This is a genomic window from Microcystis sp. M_OC_Ca_00000000_C217Col (assembly GCF_007095585.1).
GTDB classification, from domain to species: Bacteria; Cyanobacteriota; Cyanobacteriia; order Cyanobacteriales; family Microcystaceae; genus Microcystis; species Microcystis panniformis.
Genome location: NZ_SFBV01000240.1, coordinates 1 through 17,799, shown reverse-complemented (window position 1 = coordinate 17,799; position 17,799 = coordinate 1). Strand labels below are relative to the sequence as shown.

General features: G+C 43.9%; 18 protein-coding genes. 13 read left to right on the top strand and 5 right to left on the bottom strand.

Translation table 11 applies throughout. The annotated features are described in order from the left end of the window. Positions 1-123: 123 nt before the first annotated feature. Positions 124-663 carry a DUF3038 domain-containing protein gene (locus EWV66_RS14860; RefSeq protein WP_072925527.1) on the bottom strand — a complete coding sequence of 180 codons (540 nt, stop codon included), beginning with the start codon at positions 661-663 and terminating at the stop codon, positions 124-126. Between the two features lie 135 nt (positions 664-798). Here EWV66_RS14860 and EWV66_RS14855 point away from each other — a divergent pair, with 135 nt between their 5' ends. The 4 genes from EWV66_RS14855 (at position 799) to EWV66_RS14840 (ending at position 3,428) form a co-directional block, all read left to right on the top strand. Then, positions 799-2,370: a Na+/H+ antiporter gene (locus EWV66_RS14855; RefSeq protein ID WP_052277893.1), complete on the top strand. Its 1,572-nt coding sequence runs from the start codon at positions 799-801 to the stop codon at positions 2,368-2,370. A gap of 468 nt (positions 2,371-2,838) precedes the next feature. After that, positions 2,839-3,012: a hypothetical protein gene (locus EWV66_RS14850; protein ID WP_167341563.1), complete on the top strand. Its 174-nt coding sequence runs from the start codon at positions 2,839-2,841 to the stop codon at positions 3,010-3,012. A 1-nt stretch (position 3,013) separates the two neighbouring features. After that, complete coding sequence (locus EWV66_RS14845; RefSeq protein WP_002758272.1) at positions 3,014-3,229, top strand: PIN domain-containing protein; 216 nt, start codon at positions 3,014-3,016, stop codon at positions 3,227-3,229. After that, positions 3,216-3,428: a hypothetical protein gene (locus EWV66_RS14840; RefSeq protein ID WP_002758270.1), complete on the top strand. Its 213-nt coding sequence runs from the start codon at positions 3,216-3,218 to the stop codon at positions 3,426-3,428. Before EWV66_RS14845 ends, EWV66_RS14840 begins: the two co-directional genes overlap by 14 nt. Before the next feature lie 163 nt (positions 3,429-3,591). Here the strand turns inward: EWV66_RS14840 and EWV66_RS14835 are convergent, their stop codons facing one another. Continuing rightward, positions 3,592-4,107, bottom strand: a complete 516-nt coding sequence (locus tag EWV66_RS14835) for a single-stranded DNA-binding protein (protein WP_052277892.1) — start codon at positions 4,105-4,107, stop codon at positions 3,592-3,594. A 205-nt stretch (positions 4,108-4,312) separates the two neighbouring features. On the opposite strand from EWV66_RS14835, the gene EWV66_RS14830 reads away from it, so the two are divergent. The 5 genes from EWV66_RS14830 to EWV66_RS14810 all read left to right on the top strand — a co-directional run bounded on the left by EWV66_RS14830 (position 4,313) and on the right by EWV66_RS14810 (position 9,283). Beyond that, positions 4,313-5,308, top strand: a complete 996-nt coding sequence (locus EWV66_RS14830; protein WP_052277891.1) for an amino acid ABC transporter permease — start codon at positions 4,313-4,315, stop codon at positions 5,306-5,308. A 295-nt stretch (positions 5,309-5,603) separates the two neighbouring features. Further along, complete coding sequence (locus EWV66_RS14825; RefSeq protein ID WP_052277890.1) at positions 5,604-5,981, top strand: hypothetical protein; 378 nt, start codon at positions 5,604-5,606, stop codon at positions 5,979-5,981. A gap of 64 nt (positions 5,982-6,045) precedes the next feature. After that, the gene (locus EWV66_RS14820) at positions 6,046-6,906 is read left to right on the top strand and encodes a shikimate dehydrogenase (RefSeq protein ID WP_052278552.1); all 861 of its coding nucleotides are present in this window, start codon (positions 6,046-6,048) and stop codon (positions 6,904-6,906) included. A gap of 29 nt (positions 6,907-6,935) precedes the next feature. Beyond that, positions 6,936-7,979 carry an AI-2E family transporter gene (locus EWV66_RS14815; protein ID WP_287107100.1) on the top strand — a complete coding sequence of 348 codons (1,044 nt, stop codon included), beginning with the start codon at positions 6,936-6,938 and terminating at the stop codon, positions 7,977-7,979. 317 nt (positions 7,980-8,296) lie between these two features. Next, positions 8,297-9,283 (top strand): DMT family transporter, encoded by a 987-nt coding sequence (locus EWV66_RS14810; protein ID WP_149986245.1) that lies wholly within the window; start codon positions 8,297-8,299, stop codon positions 9,281-9,283. On the opposite strand, the gene EWV66_RS14805 is transcribed toward EWV66_RS14810, so the two are convergent. Next, on the bottom strand, positions 9,260-10,489 hold the full coding sequence (locus EWV66_RS14805) for a class I SAM-dependent methyltransferase (protein WP_287107099.1): 1,230 nt from the start codon (positions 10,487-10,489) through the stop codon (positions 9,260-9,262). The genes EWV66_RS14810 and EWV66_RS14805 overlap by 24 nt on opposite strands. Positions 10,490-10,626: 137 nt before the next feature. Between EWV66_RS14805 and EWV66_RS14800 the strand changes: the two genes are divergently transcribed. The 3 genes from EWV66_RS14800 (at position 10,627) to EWV66_RS14790 (ending at position 13,656) form a co-directional block, all read left to right on the top strand. Then, positions 10,627-11,496, top strand: a complete 870-nt coding sequence (locus tag EWV66_RS14800) for an MBL fold metallo-hydrolase (protein WP_287107098.1) — start codon at positions 10,627-10,629, stop codon at positions 11,494-11,496. 187 nt (positions 11,497-11,683) lie between these two features. Next, positions 11,684-12,382, top strand: a complete 699-nt coding sequence (gene ubiE / locus EWV66_RS14795) for a bifunctional demethylmenaquinone methyltransferase/2-methoxy-6-polyprenyl-1,4-benzoquinol methylase UbiE (RefSeq protein ID WP_287107097.1) — start codon at positions 11,684-11,686, stop codon at positions 12,380-12,382. Positions 12,383-12,417: 35 nt separating this feature from the next. Then, positions 12,418-13,656, top strand: coding sequence for a DUF445 domain-containing protein (locus EWV66_RS14790; protein ID WP_287107096.1), 1,239 nt, complete (start codon positions 12,418-12,420; stop codon positions 13,654-13,656). Positions 13,657-13,706: 50 nt separating this feature from the next. On the opposite strand, the gene EWV66_RS14785 is transcribed toward EWV66_RS14790, so the two are convergent. Together EWV66_RS14785 and EWV66_RS14780 are read right to left on the bottom strand one after the other, a co-directional pair. After that, a complete protein-coding gene (locus tag EWV66_RS14785; protein ID WP_287107095.1) occupies positions 13,707-14,411 on the bottom strand; it encodes an LmeA family phospholipid-binding protein in 705 nt (234 codons plus the stop codon). 551 nt (positions 14,412-14,962) lie between these two features. Further along, positions 14,963-15,769 carry a TPM domain-containing protein gene (locus tag EWV66_RS14780; RefSeq protein WP_052277882.1) on the bottom strand — a complete coding sequence of 269 codons (807 nt, stop codon included), beginning with the start codon at positions 15,767-15,769 and terminating at the stop codon, positions 14,963-14,965. Between the two features lie 239 nt (positions 15,770-16,008). Between EWV66_RS14780 and EWV66_RS14775 the strand changes: the two genes are divergently transcribed. Beyond that, a partial coding sequence (locus tag EWV66_RS14775) for a leucine-rich repeat domain-containing protein (RefSeq protein ID WP_287116000.1) occupies positions 16,009-17,799 on the top strand: 1,791 nt, incomplete at its 3' end.

The following is a 17,799-nucleotide window of genomic DNA, read 5'->3' as shown; positions in this document are numbered from 1 at the left end:
TGATAACTGATAACTGATAACTGATAACTGATAACTGATAACTGATAACTGATAACTGATAACTGATAACTGATAACTGATAACTGATAACTGATAACTGATAACTGATAACTGATAACCTTTTTACTTTTTACTTGCCAAAAGGGTGTGCCAGAGAAGGGGATGACTGCGGGGACTGCTGTAGAACAATAAATCGATTAATAATTTCCAGGCTAGGGAAGCAAGGCTAGAATCGCTGAGATTATTTTCCGATATTTCTGGGTATTTTAAGCGAAAATTATCGATATAATTGCCCAAAAGCGTGGTTTTGACCGGTTCTTCTCCTTGAGTTCCCACTTGTTCCAAGAGAATTACGGCGCGACGGATTAACTCTTGCTTTTTTTGGGCGAGATGACAGAGGAGGAGAACTAGAGAACGGATGTCCGCGAGGGAAAGTTTTGACTGGGGTTGCCAGTAGTGGGCAACTAGGCGATCGCTTGTATCCAGATCTAAGGCTAATTCCTGGGCTGCTTGGGTGATAGAATCGGAGTCTAAATTAGCTAGAGAGACTAAAGCAACCAAAATCAGGTTTAAATAGCTATTAATACTCTCTAACTGCTCGTTACTGGGTGAGATAGCTAGGGGTAAATCCTCACCCGTGGAGGACTCGGCAGACTGAGGCATAGTCAAGGACATAGATAAAAGGAATTGCCAGCAGAAAAACTTGGGTTTAGGAGAAAAAATCACTGGTTCTAAAGTGTAATAATAATTGAGATTGTTCTTTTCTTGCACCTCCGCTCACCGATTGCCTCCCACCCAATGAGTTTAGAATCCGCTACCGATGAAGTCATTAAGCAAAATTTAGAACAATTTCTAATTGTTTTGTCCGTTTCCCTGAGTGTGGCTACGGTTTCGAGGATTTTTAGCTGGTTTCGCCAAATTCCTTACACCCTATTGTTAGTGATAGTCGGTTTAGGTTTAGCTTTCATCGATATCCGTCTGGTGAACCTATCCCCCGAACTGATTCTAGAAATTTTTCTGCCCCCTTTGCTATTTGAAGCCGCTTGGAATACCCGCTGGCGAGATCTGAAGGATAATTGGATTCCCGTCAGTCTTTTCGCCATTGTCGGCGTAATTATCTCGATTTTCGGGGTTGGTTTTACCCTAGATGAATTGACCAATTTACCCCTATTTACGGCATTATTAGTGGGTGCGAGCCTTTCTTCTACGGATCCCGTCGCTGTTGTCGCTCTTTTTCGCGAATTGGGGGCCAGTAAAAAACTCACCGTGCTTTTGGAAGGGGAAAGCTTATTTAATGATGGGGTCGCTGTCGTCGCTTTTGCTCTTTTGGTGGAAATTCCCCTCGGCGCTAGTGGTCTATCCTTAGAGACAACCATTAGCCGGATTGCCGCTTTTATCGGTATCGGGGTGGCAGTGGGTTGTTTAGTGGGTTTTGGTATCTCCTATCTGACTCAACGTCTCGATTTACCCCTAGTGGAACAGTCTTTAACTCTTGTGTCCGCTTACGGTGCTTATTTATTAACCGAGGAGTTCGGGGGTTCGGGGGTAATCGGAGTGGTGACTACGGGGATTATTTTGGGTAATTTTGGCTCTAGAATCAGCATGAGTCCCCGTACTAGGCTATTAGTCACGGAATTCTGGGAGTTTCTCGCTTTTTTTGTTAATTCGATCGTTTTTCTCCTCATCGGCGATCAGATACGTCTCTCCAGTTTAGCCGATAATCTCAATTTAATTTTTATCACGATCGCCGCCGTGGTAGCGGCCCGTTTTCTGGCTACTTTTACCTTGGCAACTGTTAGTAATGCCTTGATGGAAACTAAAATTAATTGGCGGGAAAAAACGGTTTTATGGTGGGGAGGTTTGCGCGGTTCCGTTTCTATTGCCCTAGCTTTAAGTGTGCCAGTTATTTTTCCCAATCGTCAGGATATCATCGATATAGTTTTCGGAGTTGTTCTCTTTACCCTTTTGGTTCAGGGATTAACTATTCAAACTTTCCTATCGAGATTAGACCTGATCGGTGATCAACCAATTCGAGAAAACTATGCGGAACTTTTAGCCCGACGGGTAGCTTTAAAAAGGGTTTTAGACTATCTTTCTAAGTTAGATAAATCTCCCGATGTTGCCCCCGAATTTTTTAGTTATGAGCAGCATCTCGTCAAAGAAAAGTTAAAGACTGTAGAAGCGGAAATACAATCTCTCAATGATAGTTATCCCCAATTACAACTATTAACAATGGAACAACTTCGGGAAACCCTCCTAGATATCGAAGCTGATACCTACGCTGAATTTATTCGAGCCGGCCGTTTAACTAGCAATTTATCCCCCGTCCTCCAAGAAATTCTCGCTGAAAGTAAAATTAGTGAACAGTAGGACTATTTTGGGGTATATACCTGAACTTTTTATTGTTCTACACCCGTAAAATTCTGACATGGGTTGGGTACAGATTGATCAGAATCGGATCTCTCGACACATGGGAGAGGACGAGGGGGCGTTTGATCGCACACACTCCCCCCACAACTGTATCCTAAGCTACAATTTAATAAATCTTTATATTCTTCTCCCTAGCTTAGGGATTCATAGGGGAAGGAGTCTCAGGTATTTTCCCCTGTTTTACTGCTTCTCAGGCGACCTATCGCCTTCCGTGAGGGATTGTGGCGCGGTGTGTCAGATTCGGTAATAGGGTTCAAAATTTCGCTAACATTGTTAAGTAGCTGGTTATAATTAAATTAAAAATGGATTTTAGGTTCGATCCCCCCTGCCCCCCTTGATAAGGGGGGTGCCGATAGGCGGGGGGATCTGATGATTTTTAACGCCTACCTACTTAGGTGATTATTTACTATGAGTATGTCGAGAGAGGAACAATTAAAGATCCTTGGTCAGATGAAAGATTCTGATATCGATTATTCAGATATAGCTGCTACTGATGCCGAATTTTGGCAAGAAGCTACTGTAGAAGCTGCCCGTTGGATGGTATCGAGGGAAAGGCCCATCGCCAGTAGGGGCAATTCATGAATTGCCCCTACTTCGTACCTCCCAACTGGGTTTTAAGTTTTATGATGCCTTACATCTGGCTTTTGCTGAAGCGGGGGGCGCTGATATTTTCCTGACCACCGATGACAGGCTGCTGCGAAAAGCTCAACAATATAGAGATTCAATTAACGTAACGGTAGAGAATCCCGTGATTTGGTTGATGGCGACTTTACAGGAGGATGGCAATGAAATTAGCTGAACTGAGAAAACAAGGATATCAAGCTTTAGTTGACTCTTTGGGGGTGGTGGGAATGCTCCGCTTCCTGCAACAATTGGAAGTCGGCCATGGCGATTACACCGCCGAGCGACACCAGTGGTTAGATGAACTGACCCTCGCCGATTTTCAGAGCTACGTTCAACAAAAGAAAAGTATCAATGGTGGGGAGTTAGGGGGTTAGAAGGCAAGAACTGGCTCTTCTGGTTTCTGTGTGGAAACGAGGTCTATACTGATAGAATATCCGCCAAATAGCGCTTAAAGTCTTGCCCGATAAGCATTTCACGATTCCATAGGCAAAAATTATCAGACAAAATCGAGAAGAGCCATTAATTCTGTCGGGGTACTTAGAAAGGAATATCGTCTAAATTTTCCTCCACCGATGTGTCGCTGGGTTGCCAAGCGGAAGGATTAGAAAGTTCATAGGATGCGTCGTATTCAAAGTCCCCAGTGGAGACAGGTGCGACGGGTTTTTCCACCGGGGTTTTATTCGATTTGTGGGTATTGATTGGCACGACTTTTTCTGGAGTCGGGGCCGTCATTTCACCGCTACTCATGCTGCCGTCAAGATGATAGAGATGACTAATGACTAATTCGGCCCGTTTTTCCTTAAAACCTTCGGGACGATCGATCGTCTGCATGGAGAGACGACCTTCCAAAATTACCCGATCGCCTTCATTATAGTTCTGAGCGACTTCTGAGGCCAAATTTCCCCAAGCTACGGCCCTTAAATTAGCCGGGGTTGCCTCGGCACGATTGGGAGAAAACTCGACTAACATTTGAGCGTAGGGAGTTTGATTATCTTGGGTATAACGTAATTCGGGACGACGGACAATTTTAGCCATTAAAATGCAACTGTTCATGGTCGAAAATCAGTCTGAATTTTTCTAATAAGTGGGTGGGTGGAATTAAATATAAGATGAACGTAGGTTGGGTTGAAGCATGAAACCCAACGCCCGCATGGGTTACGCTACCGTTAACCCATCCTACAAATAATTGTGCCTTCCTACTTAGCACCATTGTACTGAAAAAGTACAATGATCACCACTGTGGAGGTTAGGGAATTTTATGGGACTCTGGTTAAGAAAAAATCTCTTTAACACTTGGTACAACGTCATCTTAACCCTTGCGGGTCTATTTCTCAGCCTCTGGGGTGGCTTAAGTTTTCTCGATTGGGCGATAACTCAGGCAAAATGGGCTGTAGTGACGGAAAATCTCGGTTTATTTGTGGTCGGTCGTTATCCAGAGCAGTCAATATGGCGAATTTGGCTGATTTTAACGATAATTGCGGCTTTATCGCTGTTTTCTTGGCAATTAAACCGGGGTCGCTTCCCCGATTGTCCCGCTTTTCTCCAACGCTGGTGGGGATTGATTTGGTTATTGACTTTACCTTTAATTGCTTGGTTACTATTGGGGGGATTATTTTTAAAGGCAATTCCCCTCGATGATCTCAGTGGTTTAATCTTAACTTTATTAGTAGCGATCGCAAGTATGATTTTATCTTTCCCCTTGGGAGTATTATTGGCCCTAGGGAGACAGAGTGAATTACCAGCAATTCGTTGGCTATCTATTGGTTATATCGAATTATTGCGCGGTTTACCTTTGTTGGGAATTTTATTCATGGCCCAGGTGATGTTACCTTTAATTTTACCCGCCGGGACGAGACCGGAACGGGTGATCAGAGCGATCGCCGGATTTACCCTTTTTGCAGCAGCCTATCTGGCCGAAAATGTCCGGGGTGGTTTACAAGCGATTCCCAAAGGTCAAATTGAAGCGGCCAGAGCTTTGGGTTTAAAACCGATTTTCGTTTTATTATTGATCGTTCTACCCCAAGCTTTAAAAGCGGTCATTCCCGCTATTGTTGGTCAATTTATCAGTTTATTTAAGGATACTTCTCTACTGGCGATCGTGGGACTGGTGGATCTCCTGGGTATGGCAGGATCGGTTTTGGCTAATCCGAAATTTATCGGCGATTATCCAGAGGTTTATCTATTTTTGGCTTTTATTTACTGGATTTTCTGTTATTCTATGTCCCTAGCCAGTCGTAGGTTAGAACAGCGTTGATTGGGGTGTGGGGTGTAGGGTGTGGGGTGTGGGGTGTGGGGATAATAAATAAAAATAATCTCCTGACTCCTGAATACTGACTCCTGAATACTGACTCCTGAATACTGACTCCTGTCTCCCGTCTCGGAGTCTCCTGTCTCGGAGTCTCCTGTCTCCTGTCTCCTGATGACCGGCTACTAACCCCACCAACAGACTTATTCAGCACACCCTACCTGGCTTTTTGTCATAAATATTGATATTATTTAACAATGAGCAGCAATTTATGGTAAATATATTTATTTAGGAGAGCGAGAAAATGGCTGGATTCTTTGGCCTGTTTGGCAATAAGACGAAATACGTCGATGAACCGATGGATATGAGCGCACCGGAACCGAAAGAGGCTTTTTACTTGGAACCCGATGACGCTAAAACTCTCGGTAATATCGACTTTATGCGGACACCGATCACGATCCGACGTACTTTCCCGAAAACTGCCTCGAATAAAAAGGGTGGCGAATCGATTAAACAGATTTCTTCTATGGAAGTCAGCAAAGTCACCGATAACGGTATTGTGGCAAAATCGGCCACTTCCGAGGCTAATAGTAAGGCTAATGGTGCTAATGATAACGTTCGTCGCGCTAACGATGACAATATCAATCCTTTCCTGAAAATGGCCCGCGAAATCAAGAAATAGTATAGTAAGGGGAGCATTGGCTACCCTTAAGATTAAACTTTGGTGGGGAAAGCCCACCTTTTTTATGACCATTATTAACGGAAAAACCAAGTTATTAGGCGTAATCGGCGATCCCATCGGCCATACTCTTTCTCCCCTCATGCACAATGCCGCTATCGATGCCTTGGGGCTAAATTATGTCTATCTTCCCCTCCCGATCGCCCCGGAAAATTTGACAGATGCGATCGCTGGTTTGTCCGCCATCGATCTACAGGGTTTTAGCGTCACGATTCCCCATAAATTAGCAATTATTCCCTTATTATCGCAAATTACCGAGAAAGCCAGGCTAGTAGGCGCAGTTAATACCGTCTGGCGCACGGAAACCGGCTGGCAGGGAACAAATACCGATGTGGATGGCTTTCTCGCACCCTTGAAATCCCTTGACAAAGATTGGAGTCAGGTGAATCCAGTTATTTTGGGCAATGGCGGCGCTGCCCGGGCGGTAGTGGTGGCTTGCGCCCAGTTGGGCTGTGGCGAAATTCATGTGGTAGGACGCAATCAAAAGAAATTAGATCCTTTTAAAGAAAGTTGGGCGAATACCAGCCTCTATGACCTCCTAGAAGTGCATGGCTGGGACGAATTAGAGGGGCTGCTATCCATCACAGAACTCCTGATTAATTCTACCCCCATCGGAATGTCCCCCCAGGGCGAACAATCCCCAATAGAGTTAGAATTATTAGATCTTTTACCCCCATCGGCGATCGTATACGATCTAATTTATAATCCCCGGCCGACCAAATTTCTCCGGTTAGCCCAGACTAGAGGGATAAGAATTATTGATGGGTTAGAAATGTTAGTTAATCAGGGAGCGATCGCACTAGAAATCTGGTTAGGTCAACCCGTCCCCGTCTCGGTCATGCGGGAAGCTTTGTTAAAACAATTCTAAATGTTAAAATCCTATTTCTGGCTTGATTTATGCCCCCTTCTAGCTCCTTTTGGAAAACTCTGAATAACTCGATTCTAGTGCGCTATCTATTATTATTTGGCTGTGGCTGGAGTCTAATTATCTTAATTAACTATTTCTACGGGATGATCGCTATTTTTACTGGTTCAGCGATTCTGGCCGCCCTATTAAATTATCCTGTGGTTTGGTTATCCCGTTATCTACCGAGAGGACTAGCCATTGCTATTACCACCCTAGCAGCTTTTATCCTCCTATTTGGATTAGTCACAGGCATAGGATTAGAAGCAGTTAATCAGGGGAGAGGACTACTATTCAATCTTACCGATGCCCTTAGTCAAAAAGATTTTTTACCCTTTCAAGACTTTCTCGATCGATTAGATTGGAATAAAATGGTGGGAAGCTTACAAACCGGTTTAGCCACAGGTTTATCGCTCGTACAGGGAGTTTTTTCCAGTGTCTTTACGGGCATTTTCGGGGCGGTGATCAGTGTTTATATGCTCATCGATGGTGATAAACTTTGGCGAGGTTTTTTGCAACTTCTCCCCCCAGCATACCGGGAGCGTTTTGCCTCGTCTTTTCGACAAAGTTTCTTGGGATTTATTCGCGGGCAACTGTTATTAATGCTCTTTTTATCGGTGACGAGTTTCTTAAGTTTTTCCCTATTGGGAATTCAATATGGGCTAGTTTTGGCGGGTGTTCTTGGTGTTATCGATGCTATCCCGGGTATCGGGGCAACCCTGGGCATTTTGTTGGTAACTATCTTGACTTTTACCTCCCAGGGACTAGCAATTGCCGTTAAAGCTTTTATTGTCTGTGTTGTCTTGGTGCAAATTCAAGATAATATTATTCGCCCTAAAGTTATGGGCAATGCCCTAGAATTAAACCCAGTAATTTTGTTTTTATCTCTCTTTATCGGCGAAAGAATTGCGGGATTATTAGGGGTTTTTCTCTCCATTCCTATCGCCGGAATGATTGCGATCTGGATCAGTTACGGGGAAGAAAAACCAATAACAGCTTTAGAGGAAAATCAGTTAGAAGAAAGTCAGGAGAATTAAGGGCTGATCCCCAGTCTCTACTATACAATTAGAGAAATTTGTTATCTACAAAACTCGATCGCTAAGTAGGTAGGCGTTAAAAGTTATCAGATGCCCCCCTTATTAAGGGGGGATTAAGGGGGGATCGGCACCCCCCTTATTAAGGGGGGATTAAGGGGGGATCGGCACCCCCCTTATCAAGGGGGATCCCCCCGCCTTCGGCTTCCCCCCTTATCAAGGGGGATCCCCCCGCCTTCGGCTTCCCCCCTTATCAAGGGGGGCAGGGGGGATCGAACCTAAAATCCATTTTTAATTTAATTATAACCAGCTACTTACCTATGGAAAACCTAGATTTAAAGAAATCCTCGCCCCTCTTATTTATCTCACCGTTTTTTCTCTGGGGAACAGCGATGGTAGCGATGAAGGGTGTTATCCCCCATACTACCCCCCTATTTATGGCGGGAATTCGCCTTGTCCCCGCCGGAATGTTAGTTTTAATAGTAGCTTGGTTTTTAGGTCGTCCTCAGCCCAAAACCCTGCAAGCGTGGCTATGGATTGCCCTTTTTGCTCTGATGGATGCCACTCTTTTTCAAGGTTTTCTGGCATTGGGATTAAATCGCACCGGGGCAGGGTTAGGATCGGTAATTATTGACTCGCAACCCCTAGCGGTGGCTTTAATGTCCAGTTGGCTATTTAAAGAAGTTATCGGTGTCTGGGGATGGTTGGGATTGGGTTTAGGAATTGGGGGAATTAGTTTAATTGGCTTGCCCGATCAATGGTTTTATGACTTTTTTGGACAAAAAGCGGTAAATATTGACTTTAGCTGGCAAGAATTACTAAATAGCGGCGAAATGCTCATGCTTTTGGCTTCCCTATCCATGGCGGTGGGAACAGTCTTAATCCGGTTTGTCTGTCGTCATGCGGATCCCGTCAGCGCCACGGGATGGCACATGATTTTAGGAGGATTGCCGCTATTTTTAGCTTCAGGTTTCACCGAATCCCATCAATGGCAAAATATCGATTTAAATGGTTGGTTAGCTTTAAGTTATGCCACGATTTTTGGTAGTGCGATCGCATACGGAATATTCTTTTATTTAGCCGCCAAGGGCAATTTAACCAGTTTAAGTTCTTTAACTTTTTTAACTCCAGTTTTTGCCCTCACTTTCGGGAATTTATTCCTCGGTGAGATGTTAAGTGTATTGCAATGGGTGGGGGTATCTTTAACCCTCGTTAGTATTTATTTAATCAATCAAAGGGAAAGAATCGCCCCACAATTGCGGGCAATTTTTGCTAATCTTTCCTCACTTATACCCAAAAGCAACTAACTCAAATTCCGTGCGAATTACCTCGACTCTGGCAAAATTGGCTTCTTGTAATTTTTGGTTGAGATTTTGAGAGGTAAAACCTGTTTTATGAGCCATATAGGGCATTCCGGGGACTTCTGTTCCCATGCCGTAAAACATCCACAAAGCGCGCACGGGACCACCGGGAGAAATATATAAAGGTTCATTTTCCATATCGCCTCTAGCGACAAATTCGGCGGCAGTTTGCATATCGGGAACTACGATCATTAAAAAGCCTTCGGGTTTAAGAATGCGTTTAAATTCCTCTAGGGCGATGGGAACTTCGTAATGATAAATATGTTCTAAATTATGACTAGAAAAAACCGCATCGACTGAGCTATCGGGAACGGCACTTAAATCGGTAATCGTTCCTAAAATATCGGGGTTAACAGCAGTATTAATATCGAGGCGAATTTCTTGCCAATTACCATCGCGGAATAGTTGGGGTAAAGCTTCGGGATTATAGGGACCACAACCCACATTTAAAACCAGTTTTTTTGGGGATTTTAGCGCTGTTATCCCTGGGGGAGCATTCCAAGCTAATAAACAAATATTTTTCAAACCAAGCAAACCGTGATTAGCGACTTGATCATCTAAAATTATCTGAGCTTGGGGATGGGTTTTAGTAAAATCTTTTATTGCCTGTTGGAGAGCGGGATGCTGACATTTATTGATGATAATTAAAGCGGAATCAGACCAGAAGTTTTTGGCTAAAAGCAAGGAGATAAAGAGAGAGCGATAGTCTTCGGCGGCATCGTAGTAATAAACTCCCAGCTTTTCTTCACTGTTTAATTCTTCCAGATCATCGAAAAAGTTTTCCGTTTCTTGATCGCTTAAAAATATCTGTTCTGATAGTTGAAAATCCTCCAAATCCTCAGATAATATAGTTAGCTTTTCTCCCGATGGATCGTATTTAAAAAAAGCTTCTACGCCATAACCGCAGCGATCGCTATTATTGCAGAAAGCGGCGACTAAACTACCGCGACGAAAACAACCCACTTGACAGTAAACCTCGTCCGGTTGCAGACAGGCAACGGCTAGATTGAGCAGGGGAAAGAGATTGCGATCGGGATAGGAGGCGGTTTTTTCGCTTAAAAGGGTTAATTGCTCGGAAATAGGCGACATTAGAGGCGATCCCCAATCCTGATACTGTTGGGGCAGTTTTTCTAAGAATTTCTGTAAATCCATGCTCTTGCTTTCCCGAAAACTATAATCCTTTCCCCCTATCATAAATTATCGTGTTTGTCATCAGGTCACAGACTTAATTGTGGAAGAGTGCTAATCTGATCTATTAGCCCATCAGTACCAGTAGAGAAACCTCTGATATGCCCTACAATTGCTTCCAGATCAAATTTTGGGGAGTACGGGGAAGTATCCCCTGTCCTGGTTCGGAAACCGTTCGTTATGGTGGTAATACTTCCTGTGTGGAGATGCAAGTCGGTAGAGAAAGATTAATTTTTGACGGTGGTACGGGGTTACACCTACTAGGACAGTCTTTGATGGCAGAAAGTCCAGCGAAAGCCCATTTATTTTTCAGCCACTCCCATTGGGATCATATTCAGGGTTTTCCTTTTTTTATCCCTGCTTTTATCCGGGGCAATACTTTTAAAATCTACGCAGTTCCCTCCCCCAACGGAGCAACCATCAAGCAAACATTACACGCTCAGATGTTACATCCTAATTTTCCCGTGCCTTTGCAGATTATGCGGGCCGATTTAGAATTTTATAATCTAGAAATGGGCGAAACCCTCCACTGTGGGGATGTCACCGTCGAAACCCGTCCTTTAAATCATCCAGGAGAAGCGGTGGGTTATCGGGTAAATTGGCAGGGTTTATCGGCAGCCTATATTACCGATACCGAACATTTTCCCGATCGCCTTGATGATAACGTTTTGGCTTTGGCATGGCAAGCGGATGTGATGATTATTGATGCTACCTACACCGATGAGGAATACAACGATCCTAAGTATTCTAAGGTGGGTTGGGGTCATTCCACTTGGCAGCAGGCAGTCAAAATCGCTCAAGCAGCGCAAGTTAAGCAGTTAGTTCTATTTCATCACGATCCGGCCCATAATGACGATTTTCTCGATCGCATTGGGGAAGAGGCAAGAAAGATTTTCCCTGAAACTATTCTCGCCCGGGAAGGCCTCTCGATCGAACTGCGGCCTGGAGATGATCAGATAGATGAAGCGTAACCTAAGTAGGTAGGCGTTAAAAATTATCCGATGCCCCCCTTATTAAGGGGGATCGGCACCCCCCTTATCAAGGGGGGATTAAGGGGGGATCGAACCTAAAATCCATTTTTAATTTAATTATAACCAGCTACTTAGGATAGAATGGTATAACTTCATCTGGGATTTTCTCTGATGCCATATTATAAAAATGTCCAATCAATCCTCACCTAACTCCACAGAAATACAAGCAATTTTTGATCAGATCGCTCCCGAATATGACCGCCTTAATCAAGAATTAAGTTTAGGATTACACCGTATCTGGAAATTAATGACAGTCAAGTGGTGTCAACCCGAAAAAGGAGATTTTGCCCTCGATATCTGTTGTGGTAGCGGCGACCTGACTAACCTATTATCAAAACAAGTGGGTAAAACGGGCAAAGTGATCGGACTAGATTTTTCCCCACAACAATTAAAAATCGCCCGTCAACGTTTTAGTGCCACTAATATTAACTGGATGGAAGGGGATGCCCTTAATTTACCCTTTGCCGATTCTAGCTTTGATTGTGCCACTATTGGCTATGGATTACGCAATGTGGTGGATACTGCCCAATGTTTGGGGGAATTATACCGAGTCCTCAAACCGGGTGCTAAAGCGGCGATTCTTGACTTCCATCAACCCACCGAAACCATCGCCAAACTATTCCAAAACTGGTATCTCGATCATATCGTCGTTCCGGCTGCCGAGCGTTACGGTTTAACTGACCAGTACGCTTATATTAGTCCCAGTATCGATCGCTTTCCCCAGGGCCCAGAACAGGTAAAATTAGGCTATCAGTCGGGATTTTCCAGCGCTGTTCACTATCCACTCCTAGCAGGACTGATGGGAGTGTTAGTCTTGAAGAAATAACCTACTGACATTTCCGTTTATTTTTTGCTGCTAAATTGAATCTCCCTACTCTTTGGACATGGATATTACCGCCGATCGCGGGGGCAATTATTGGCTATTTTACCAACGATGTAGCCATAAAAATGCTATTTCGTCCCTACAAGGCGATTTATATCGGTAAGCGTCCTCTTCCCTTCACCCCGGGGCTAATTCCTCGCAATCAAGATCGATTAGCTGTCCGGGTATCGGATACGATCATGGGTTCCCTGTTAACCCCCGAGGAACTACAAAAACTGGCTAAACGACTCCTCGACACGGAAAGGGTACAGGGGGCGATACTCTGGCTGTTACAATTAGCTTTAAAACAAATAAAAGGCGATCGGCAAGCAAAAACCGCCGAGATTTTGGCGGCAATTCTTCATGATTTATTCGGGGAATCTTTAGCGAGATTACTAAAAGTTTTAGCCCGACGACAGGACTTTTTAGAAAAACAGATCAATCAAATTTTTGATCGCCTAGTCTTGGAATTTTCTCTCAGTGAACAACAGGCGCGACAATTCTCCGATTGGCTACTAGAAACTGTGCTGCCTCCCGATATTATCCGTCTAGCTTTGATCGATTTTTTAACCGATCGCAATATTCAAGTTATCGATGAAGGATTTCGGGAAAAAACCAGTGGAACCTATTGGGTAGTAGCCAATTTATTCGGTTTACGCAATGCCCTGGCCCGCTTACGCACTTTTTGCCTTGATGAAAAGGATTTAGCTAACACCAGAATCAAAGAATTATTACTATCTTTAGAGATGCGTAATCGTCTGAAAAACTGGTTACAAAGTATCTCTTTACAAAATTTACCTATCTCCACCGTCAGACAATTGCGTAAAACCACCAGAGACACGGTGCGAATTTATATTCAAGAAAGTGGCGAACAATTTCTGCAAGATTTTGGACAAACGATCGACTGGGATCAAATCGCTAATTTAATTATTAATCGTCTGCAATCTTCAGGGTCAATGACTACATCATTAGGGGTAATTAGTCAAGAGTTAGCGTTAATTTTAGAGCGTTATCTAGAGGAAGATTTAGAGAAATTAGTCGCCCAAATTATCCCGATTCTCAACATCGATCAGGTGATCCGCGATCGGGTAAATGCTACTTCCCCTGCTGATCTGGAAAATGCTATTCAAGGCATTGTTAAACAGGAATTACAGGGAATTGTTAATCTCGGTGGTATTCTCGGTCTTCTAGTTGGACTAATGCAAACAATTATTTTAATCGCACAGAATCCGGGGTAATAATTGGTGGGTTAAACCAAGTTAACCCACCGGAATCATCCCGTTTATTGTTAAGGTAAAATCAAAAAACTTCCCTGACAGAAAAGAGTTTGATCTTCGAGAATAAAAGATTTAATCTCCACATCTTTGCCTAAATCGACGGTAAAAGGTTGCAGATCAATAGATAAATCTGGGGCTAAACCTTGCCATTGTCGGGGATTAATCCCTAAAGTGCGAGCATCTTCTAGGGTAATATCAGCGCTAAAAATTACTTCTGCACCTGTTTCTCTATGGCCGAGAAGACAGAAGTAACCCTGATTTAAGAGAACATTTTTCCAGTTAAAACGCTGTTGTGAGATAATTTCTCTGGCGTTAACAATTCCGTTATTTTCTAGGGAAAAAATTAGTAAATCGGCAAAAGCATTAACCAAAATAGTCGAGGCGATCGAATTATTTAAATCCTGCTCGTTAATTTCCACCTCACCGCTAACCCGAATAGGTTCCAAAATTTTTAGGGGTTTCCCTCGCAAAACCTGCCCAATATTAAGACGAATATTTTCCCCCCTTAATTGCGCTTTACCTAGATGTAAACCCTGATAAATCGCTTTTCCTACGGCTAAAAATACCCCGGGGATATAACCGCGCAAAATTTGCCGATCATGACCTTGCAGCTGCATTTCTAAATCTTCTATCTGTTCTACTTGCGTTCTTAAGAACAGACGTACTGCTGGCGGCAAAACTTTACTAATAATCTCACTTTGAGTATTGACCCACATAAACGTTATCTCACTCACTCCACAATTTTTCTAATTGTAACAGAGCTAGATCGATCAAACCATGAGGGGCCGCCGTCAGCTATCATACTAAATCCGTTGAGTACAGGCTAGTTATGAGGAGAGGCAAAAGGCAAAAGGCAAAAGGCAAAAGGCAAAGGGGAATAAATAATCAGTTTTTAAGTAGGTAGGCGTTAAAAATCATCAGATGCCCCCCTTATCAAGGGGGGAAGGGGGGATCGGCACCCCCCTTATCAAGGGGGGATTAAGGGGGGATCGGCACCCCCCTTATCAAGGGGGGATTAAGGGGGGATCTGCACCCCCCTTATCAAGGGGGGACTAAGGGGGGATCGGCACCCCCCTTATCAAGGGGGGAAGGGGGGATCGGCACCCCCCTTATCAAGGGGGGCAGGGGGGATCGAACCTAAAATTCATTTTTAATTTAATTATAACCAACAACTTAATAACTGGATTTGGTATCAGTTATAGGTAAAAACTTCGCTACTTTCTTTTCACTGTTTACTGATCACTGATCACTGAAAAGCCTCTAATTTTTAGGTTTTTGAGGCGTTGAGGGAATTAAAACGAGGGGAAAGATAGGCGACTAAAACTCCAAGGGCAAAACCGATTAAATTGCGGAAAAGGGGCAGTAATTCACTGGTGCGAGTAACCACCGGTCCGATGCCAAAAGCAACAAAGAGGATAAACCAGAGGGGAGAGACAATTAAAACCCATTGCCAAGCGAAAACCTGTCCTTCTTTGCGGGGAATACCGGCAAACCCGAAGACTAAACCACCGACAATTGAGGTAATTAAAGTTAAAATCCACTGTTCCCTCGGTAAACCGGGGACTACCGCACAACCACCTTTAACTAAACAGCCTTTTACCGTGTCTAAGGATTGTACGATCGCGTTATTTTCGCCATTTTCCCGGACAAAATACATATTGCCGAAACGGGCCTGTAATTCGATCCAAAAAGTGCGGGGTAAAAATTCATAGACGGCATCACCAATACTAAAAGATAGTAGATTACCGCCGCGACCATCGGCCACTAGGAGAATACTTTTATCATCCAATCCCCAAAAATTAATCACTGCTCGGCCGGGGCTTCGGTCATATTGGGTTAAAACTCGCATTTTCCAGCCAGTTTCCCCTTGAAATGTCTCGATATCTCGGATTAATGCCTCTTCCTGTTTTGCGGGTAGATAATTGGCTAAATCAACGATCGGAGTGGTTTCATTGGGCAGTAATTCGGGATTATTCACCGCTAGAGCTTGATTTGGGCAGATAATCCAACCCAGACAGCTAATGACACCAATTACAAGAGCGATCGAGATTCCTCGGCAAAAACGATTGAGCATAGCACTTCTAGACAATGAGAATTTTTTCAGCAAGGGTGTAGGCTAACTTTCAGTTTCTTTACACTTATTTACTTTATCTTAAGGGAATTCTCAACTTTAGTCACCCAGTTATCGGTCATCAGATGCGAGTTTTCAGTTCACTCTCCAGAAACTCAACTCAAGCTGATGAGGTCTCAACCAGTGGCATTAACCCGATCTTTTGCCAAAATGGAGTAAATATAGTAGCGGGGGGATGGTCAATGACAGCACAGGAAGTATTAGAGTTAATTCAACGGGCAAAAGACGAAAGAGCGGAGAAGTTGGATCTGTCCAACAAAAACTTAACAGAAATTCCCCCCGAAATCCCTCAACTCACCTCCCTGCAATACCTCTACCTCAGAAATAACCAAATCAGCGAGATTCCAGAAGCGCTCGCTCACCTCACCTCCCTGCAGCACCTCAACCTCAGAAATAACCAAATCAGCCAGATTCCAGAAGCGCTCACTCAACTCACCTCCCTGCAGCGCCTCATCCTCAGCAATAACCAAATTAGTGAGATTCCAGAAGCGCTCGCTCAACTCACCTCCCTGCAAGTCCTCAACCTCAACAATAACCAAATTAGCGAGATTCCAGAAGCGCTCGCTCACCTCACCTCCCTGCAAGTCCTCAACCTCAACAATAACCAAATCAGGGAGATACCAGAAGCGCTCGCTCAACTCACCTCCCTGCAACATCTCAACCTCAGCAATAACCAAATCAGGGAGATACCAGAAGCGCTCGCTCAACTCACCTCCCTGCAACATCTCAACCTCAGCAATAACCAAATCAGGGAGATACCAGAAGTGCTCGCTCACCTCACCTCCCTGCAAGAACTCAACCTCAACAATAACCAAATCAGGGAGATACCAGAAGCGCTCACTCACCTAGTCAACCTGAAGCGATTAGTCCTCAAAAATAACCCGATTACCAACGTTCCCCCGGAAATTATTCGTCAGGGATGGGGTGAAGAAATATCGGATGATGGCAATCCGCAGGCGATTTTTAGTTATCTCAAGGATAAAGGGAAAAAACGCCCTCTTAATGAGCTTAAAGTTTTATTGGTGGGGGAGGGGGATGTGGGGAAAACTTCCCTGTTAAAGCGGTTACTGCACAATACCTTTAATTCCGGAGAACCCAAGACCCCCGGCATTAATATTGAAAAGTGGCAACTGCCCCAAAAACCCGATATTCGCCTCAATCTCTGGGATTTTGGCGGTCAGAAAGTGATGCAAACCACCCATCAGTTTTTTCTGACTAAACGCAGTCTTTATCTGCTTGTCCTCGACAACCGCAAAAACGAACAGCAAAACCGTCTGGAATACTGGTTAAAACTCATTGAAACCTACGGAGGCAATTCTCCCGTGATTATCGTGGGTAATTGTGCCGATGAAAATCCCCCGCAAGTTAAGATCCGCACCCTCCAGAAAAAATATCCCCAAATCACCAAGCTAATCGCCACTTCCTGTAAAACCGGTGCGGGAATCGAGCAACTTGTGCAGGAAATCGCCTCCCAAATCGATGCTATTCCCCATATCAAAGATTTATTGCCTAATAGTTGGTTTCAGATCAAAACTCAACTAGAAGCGATGCAAAAGAGTTATGACTTTATTTCCTACGAAAAGTATCAGGAAATGTGTCAGACAGCCGAGATTAAAGAGGCCAGCGATCAAAAAAGTTTAGTGCAGTTTCTCCACGATCTCGGTATTGTCCTCAACTACCAAGATGATCCGCGACTGAATGAAACCAATGTCCTGAACCCGGAATGGGTAACTGACGGTGTTTATGATATTCTCAATAATCACGATTTGATGGTGCAAAAAAAGGGCATTCTTTCACTGCCAGATCTGGAAAATATTCTCAAACAACCCCAACGTTATCCCGAAAATAAACGCGGATTTTTGATGGATTTGATGGGAAAATTTGAACTCTGTTTTCCCCTTGATGGTTACAGTCCCGATCGCTATCTAATCACCGATCTTCTACCCATCGATGAACCGGATGTGGATATCTAC

Excerpts from the sequence above, each read along its gene's own strand:
- EWV66_RS14840 (WP_002758270.1), top strand. The coding sequence starts at position 3,216 with ATGAAATTAGCTGAACTGAGAAAACAAGGATATCAAGCTTTAGTTGAC.
- EWV66_RS14805 (WP_287107099.1), bottom strand. The coding sequence starts at position 10,489 with ATGGATTTACAGAAATTCTTAGAAAAACTGCCCCAACAGTATCAGGAT.
- EWV66_RS14800 (WP_287107098.1), top strand. The coding sequence starts at position 10,627 with ATGCCCTACAATTGCTTCCAGATCAAATTTTGGGGAGTACGGGGAAGT.
- EWV66_RS14810 (WP_149986245.1), top strand. The coding sequence starts at position 8,297 with ATGGAAAACCTAGATTTAAAGAAATCCTCGCCCCTCTTATTTATCTCA.
- EWV66_RS14835 (WP_052277892.1), bottom strand. The coding sequence starts at position 4,107 with ATGAACAGTTGCATTTTAATGGCTAAAATTGTCCGTCGTCCCGAATTA.
- EWV66_RS14825 (WP_052277890.1), top strand. The coding sequence starts at position 5,604 with ATGGCTGGATTCTTTGGCCTGTTTGGCAATAAGACGAAATACGTCGAT.
- EWV66_RS14830 (WP_052277891.1), top strand. The coding sequence starts at position 4,313 with ATGGGACTCTGGTTAAGAAAAAATCTCTTTAACACTTGGTACAACGTC.
- EWV66_RS14850 (WP_167341563.1), top strand. The coding sequence starts at position 2,839 with ATGAGTATGTCGAGAGAGGAACAATTAAAGATCCTTGGTCAGATGAAA.
- EWV66_RS14860 (WP_072925527.1), bottom strand. The coding sequence starts at position 663 with ATGCCTCAGTCTGCCGAGTCCTCCACGGGTGAGGATTTACCCCTAGCT.
- EWV66_RS14820 (WP_052278552.1), top strand. The coding sequence starts at position 6,046 with ATGACCATTATTAACGGAAAAACCAAGTTATTAGGCGTAATCGGCGAT.
- ubiE (WP_287107097.1), top strand. The coding sequence starts at position 11,684 with ATGTCCAATCAATCCTCACCTAACTCCACAGAAATACAAGCAATTTTT.
- EWV66_RS14815 (WP_287107100.1), top strand. The coding sequence starts at position 6,936 with ATGCCCCCTTCTAGCTCCTTTTGGAAAACTCTGAATAACTCGATTCTA.
- EWV66_RS14855 (WP_052277893.1), top strand. The coding sequence starts at position 799 with ATGAGTTTAGAATCCGCTACCGATGAAGTCATTAAGCAAAATTTAGAA.
- EWV66_RS14785 (WP_287107095.1), bottom strand. The coding sequence starts at position 14,411 with ATGTGGGTCAATACTCAAAGTGAGATTATTAGTAAAGTTTTGCCGCCA.
- EWV66_RS14780 (WP_052277882.1), bottom strand. The coding sequence starts at position 15,769 with ATGCTCAATCGTTTTTGCCGAGGAATCTCGATCGCTCTTGTAATTGGT.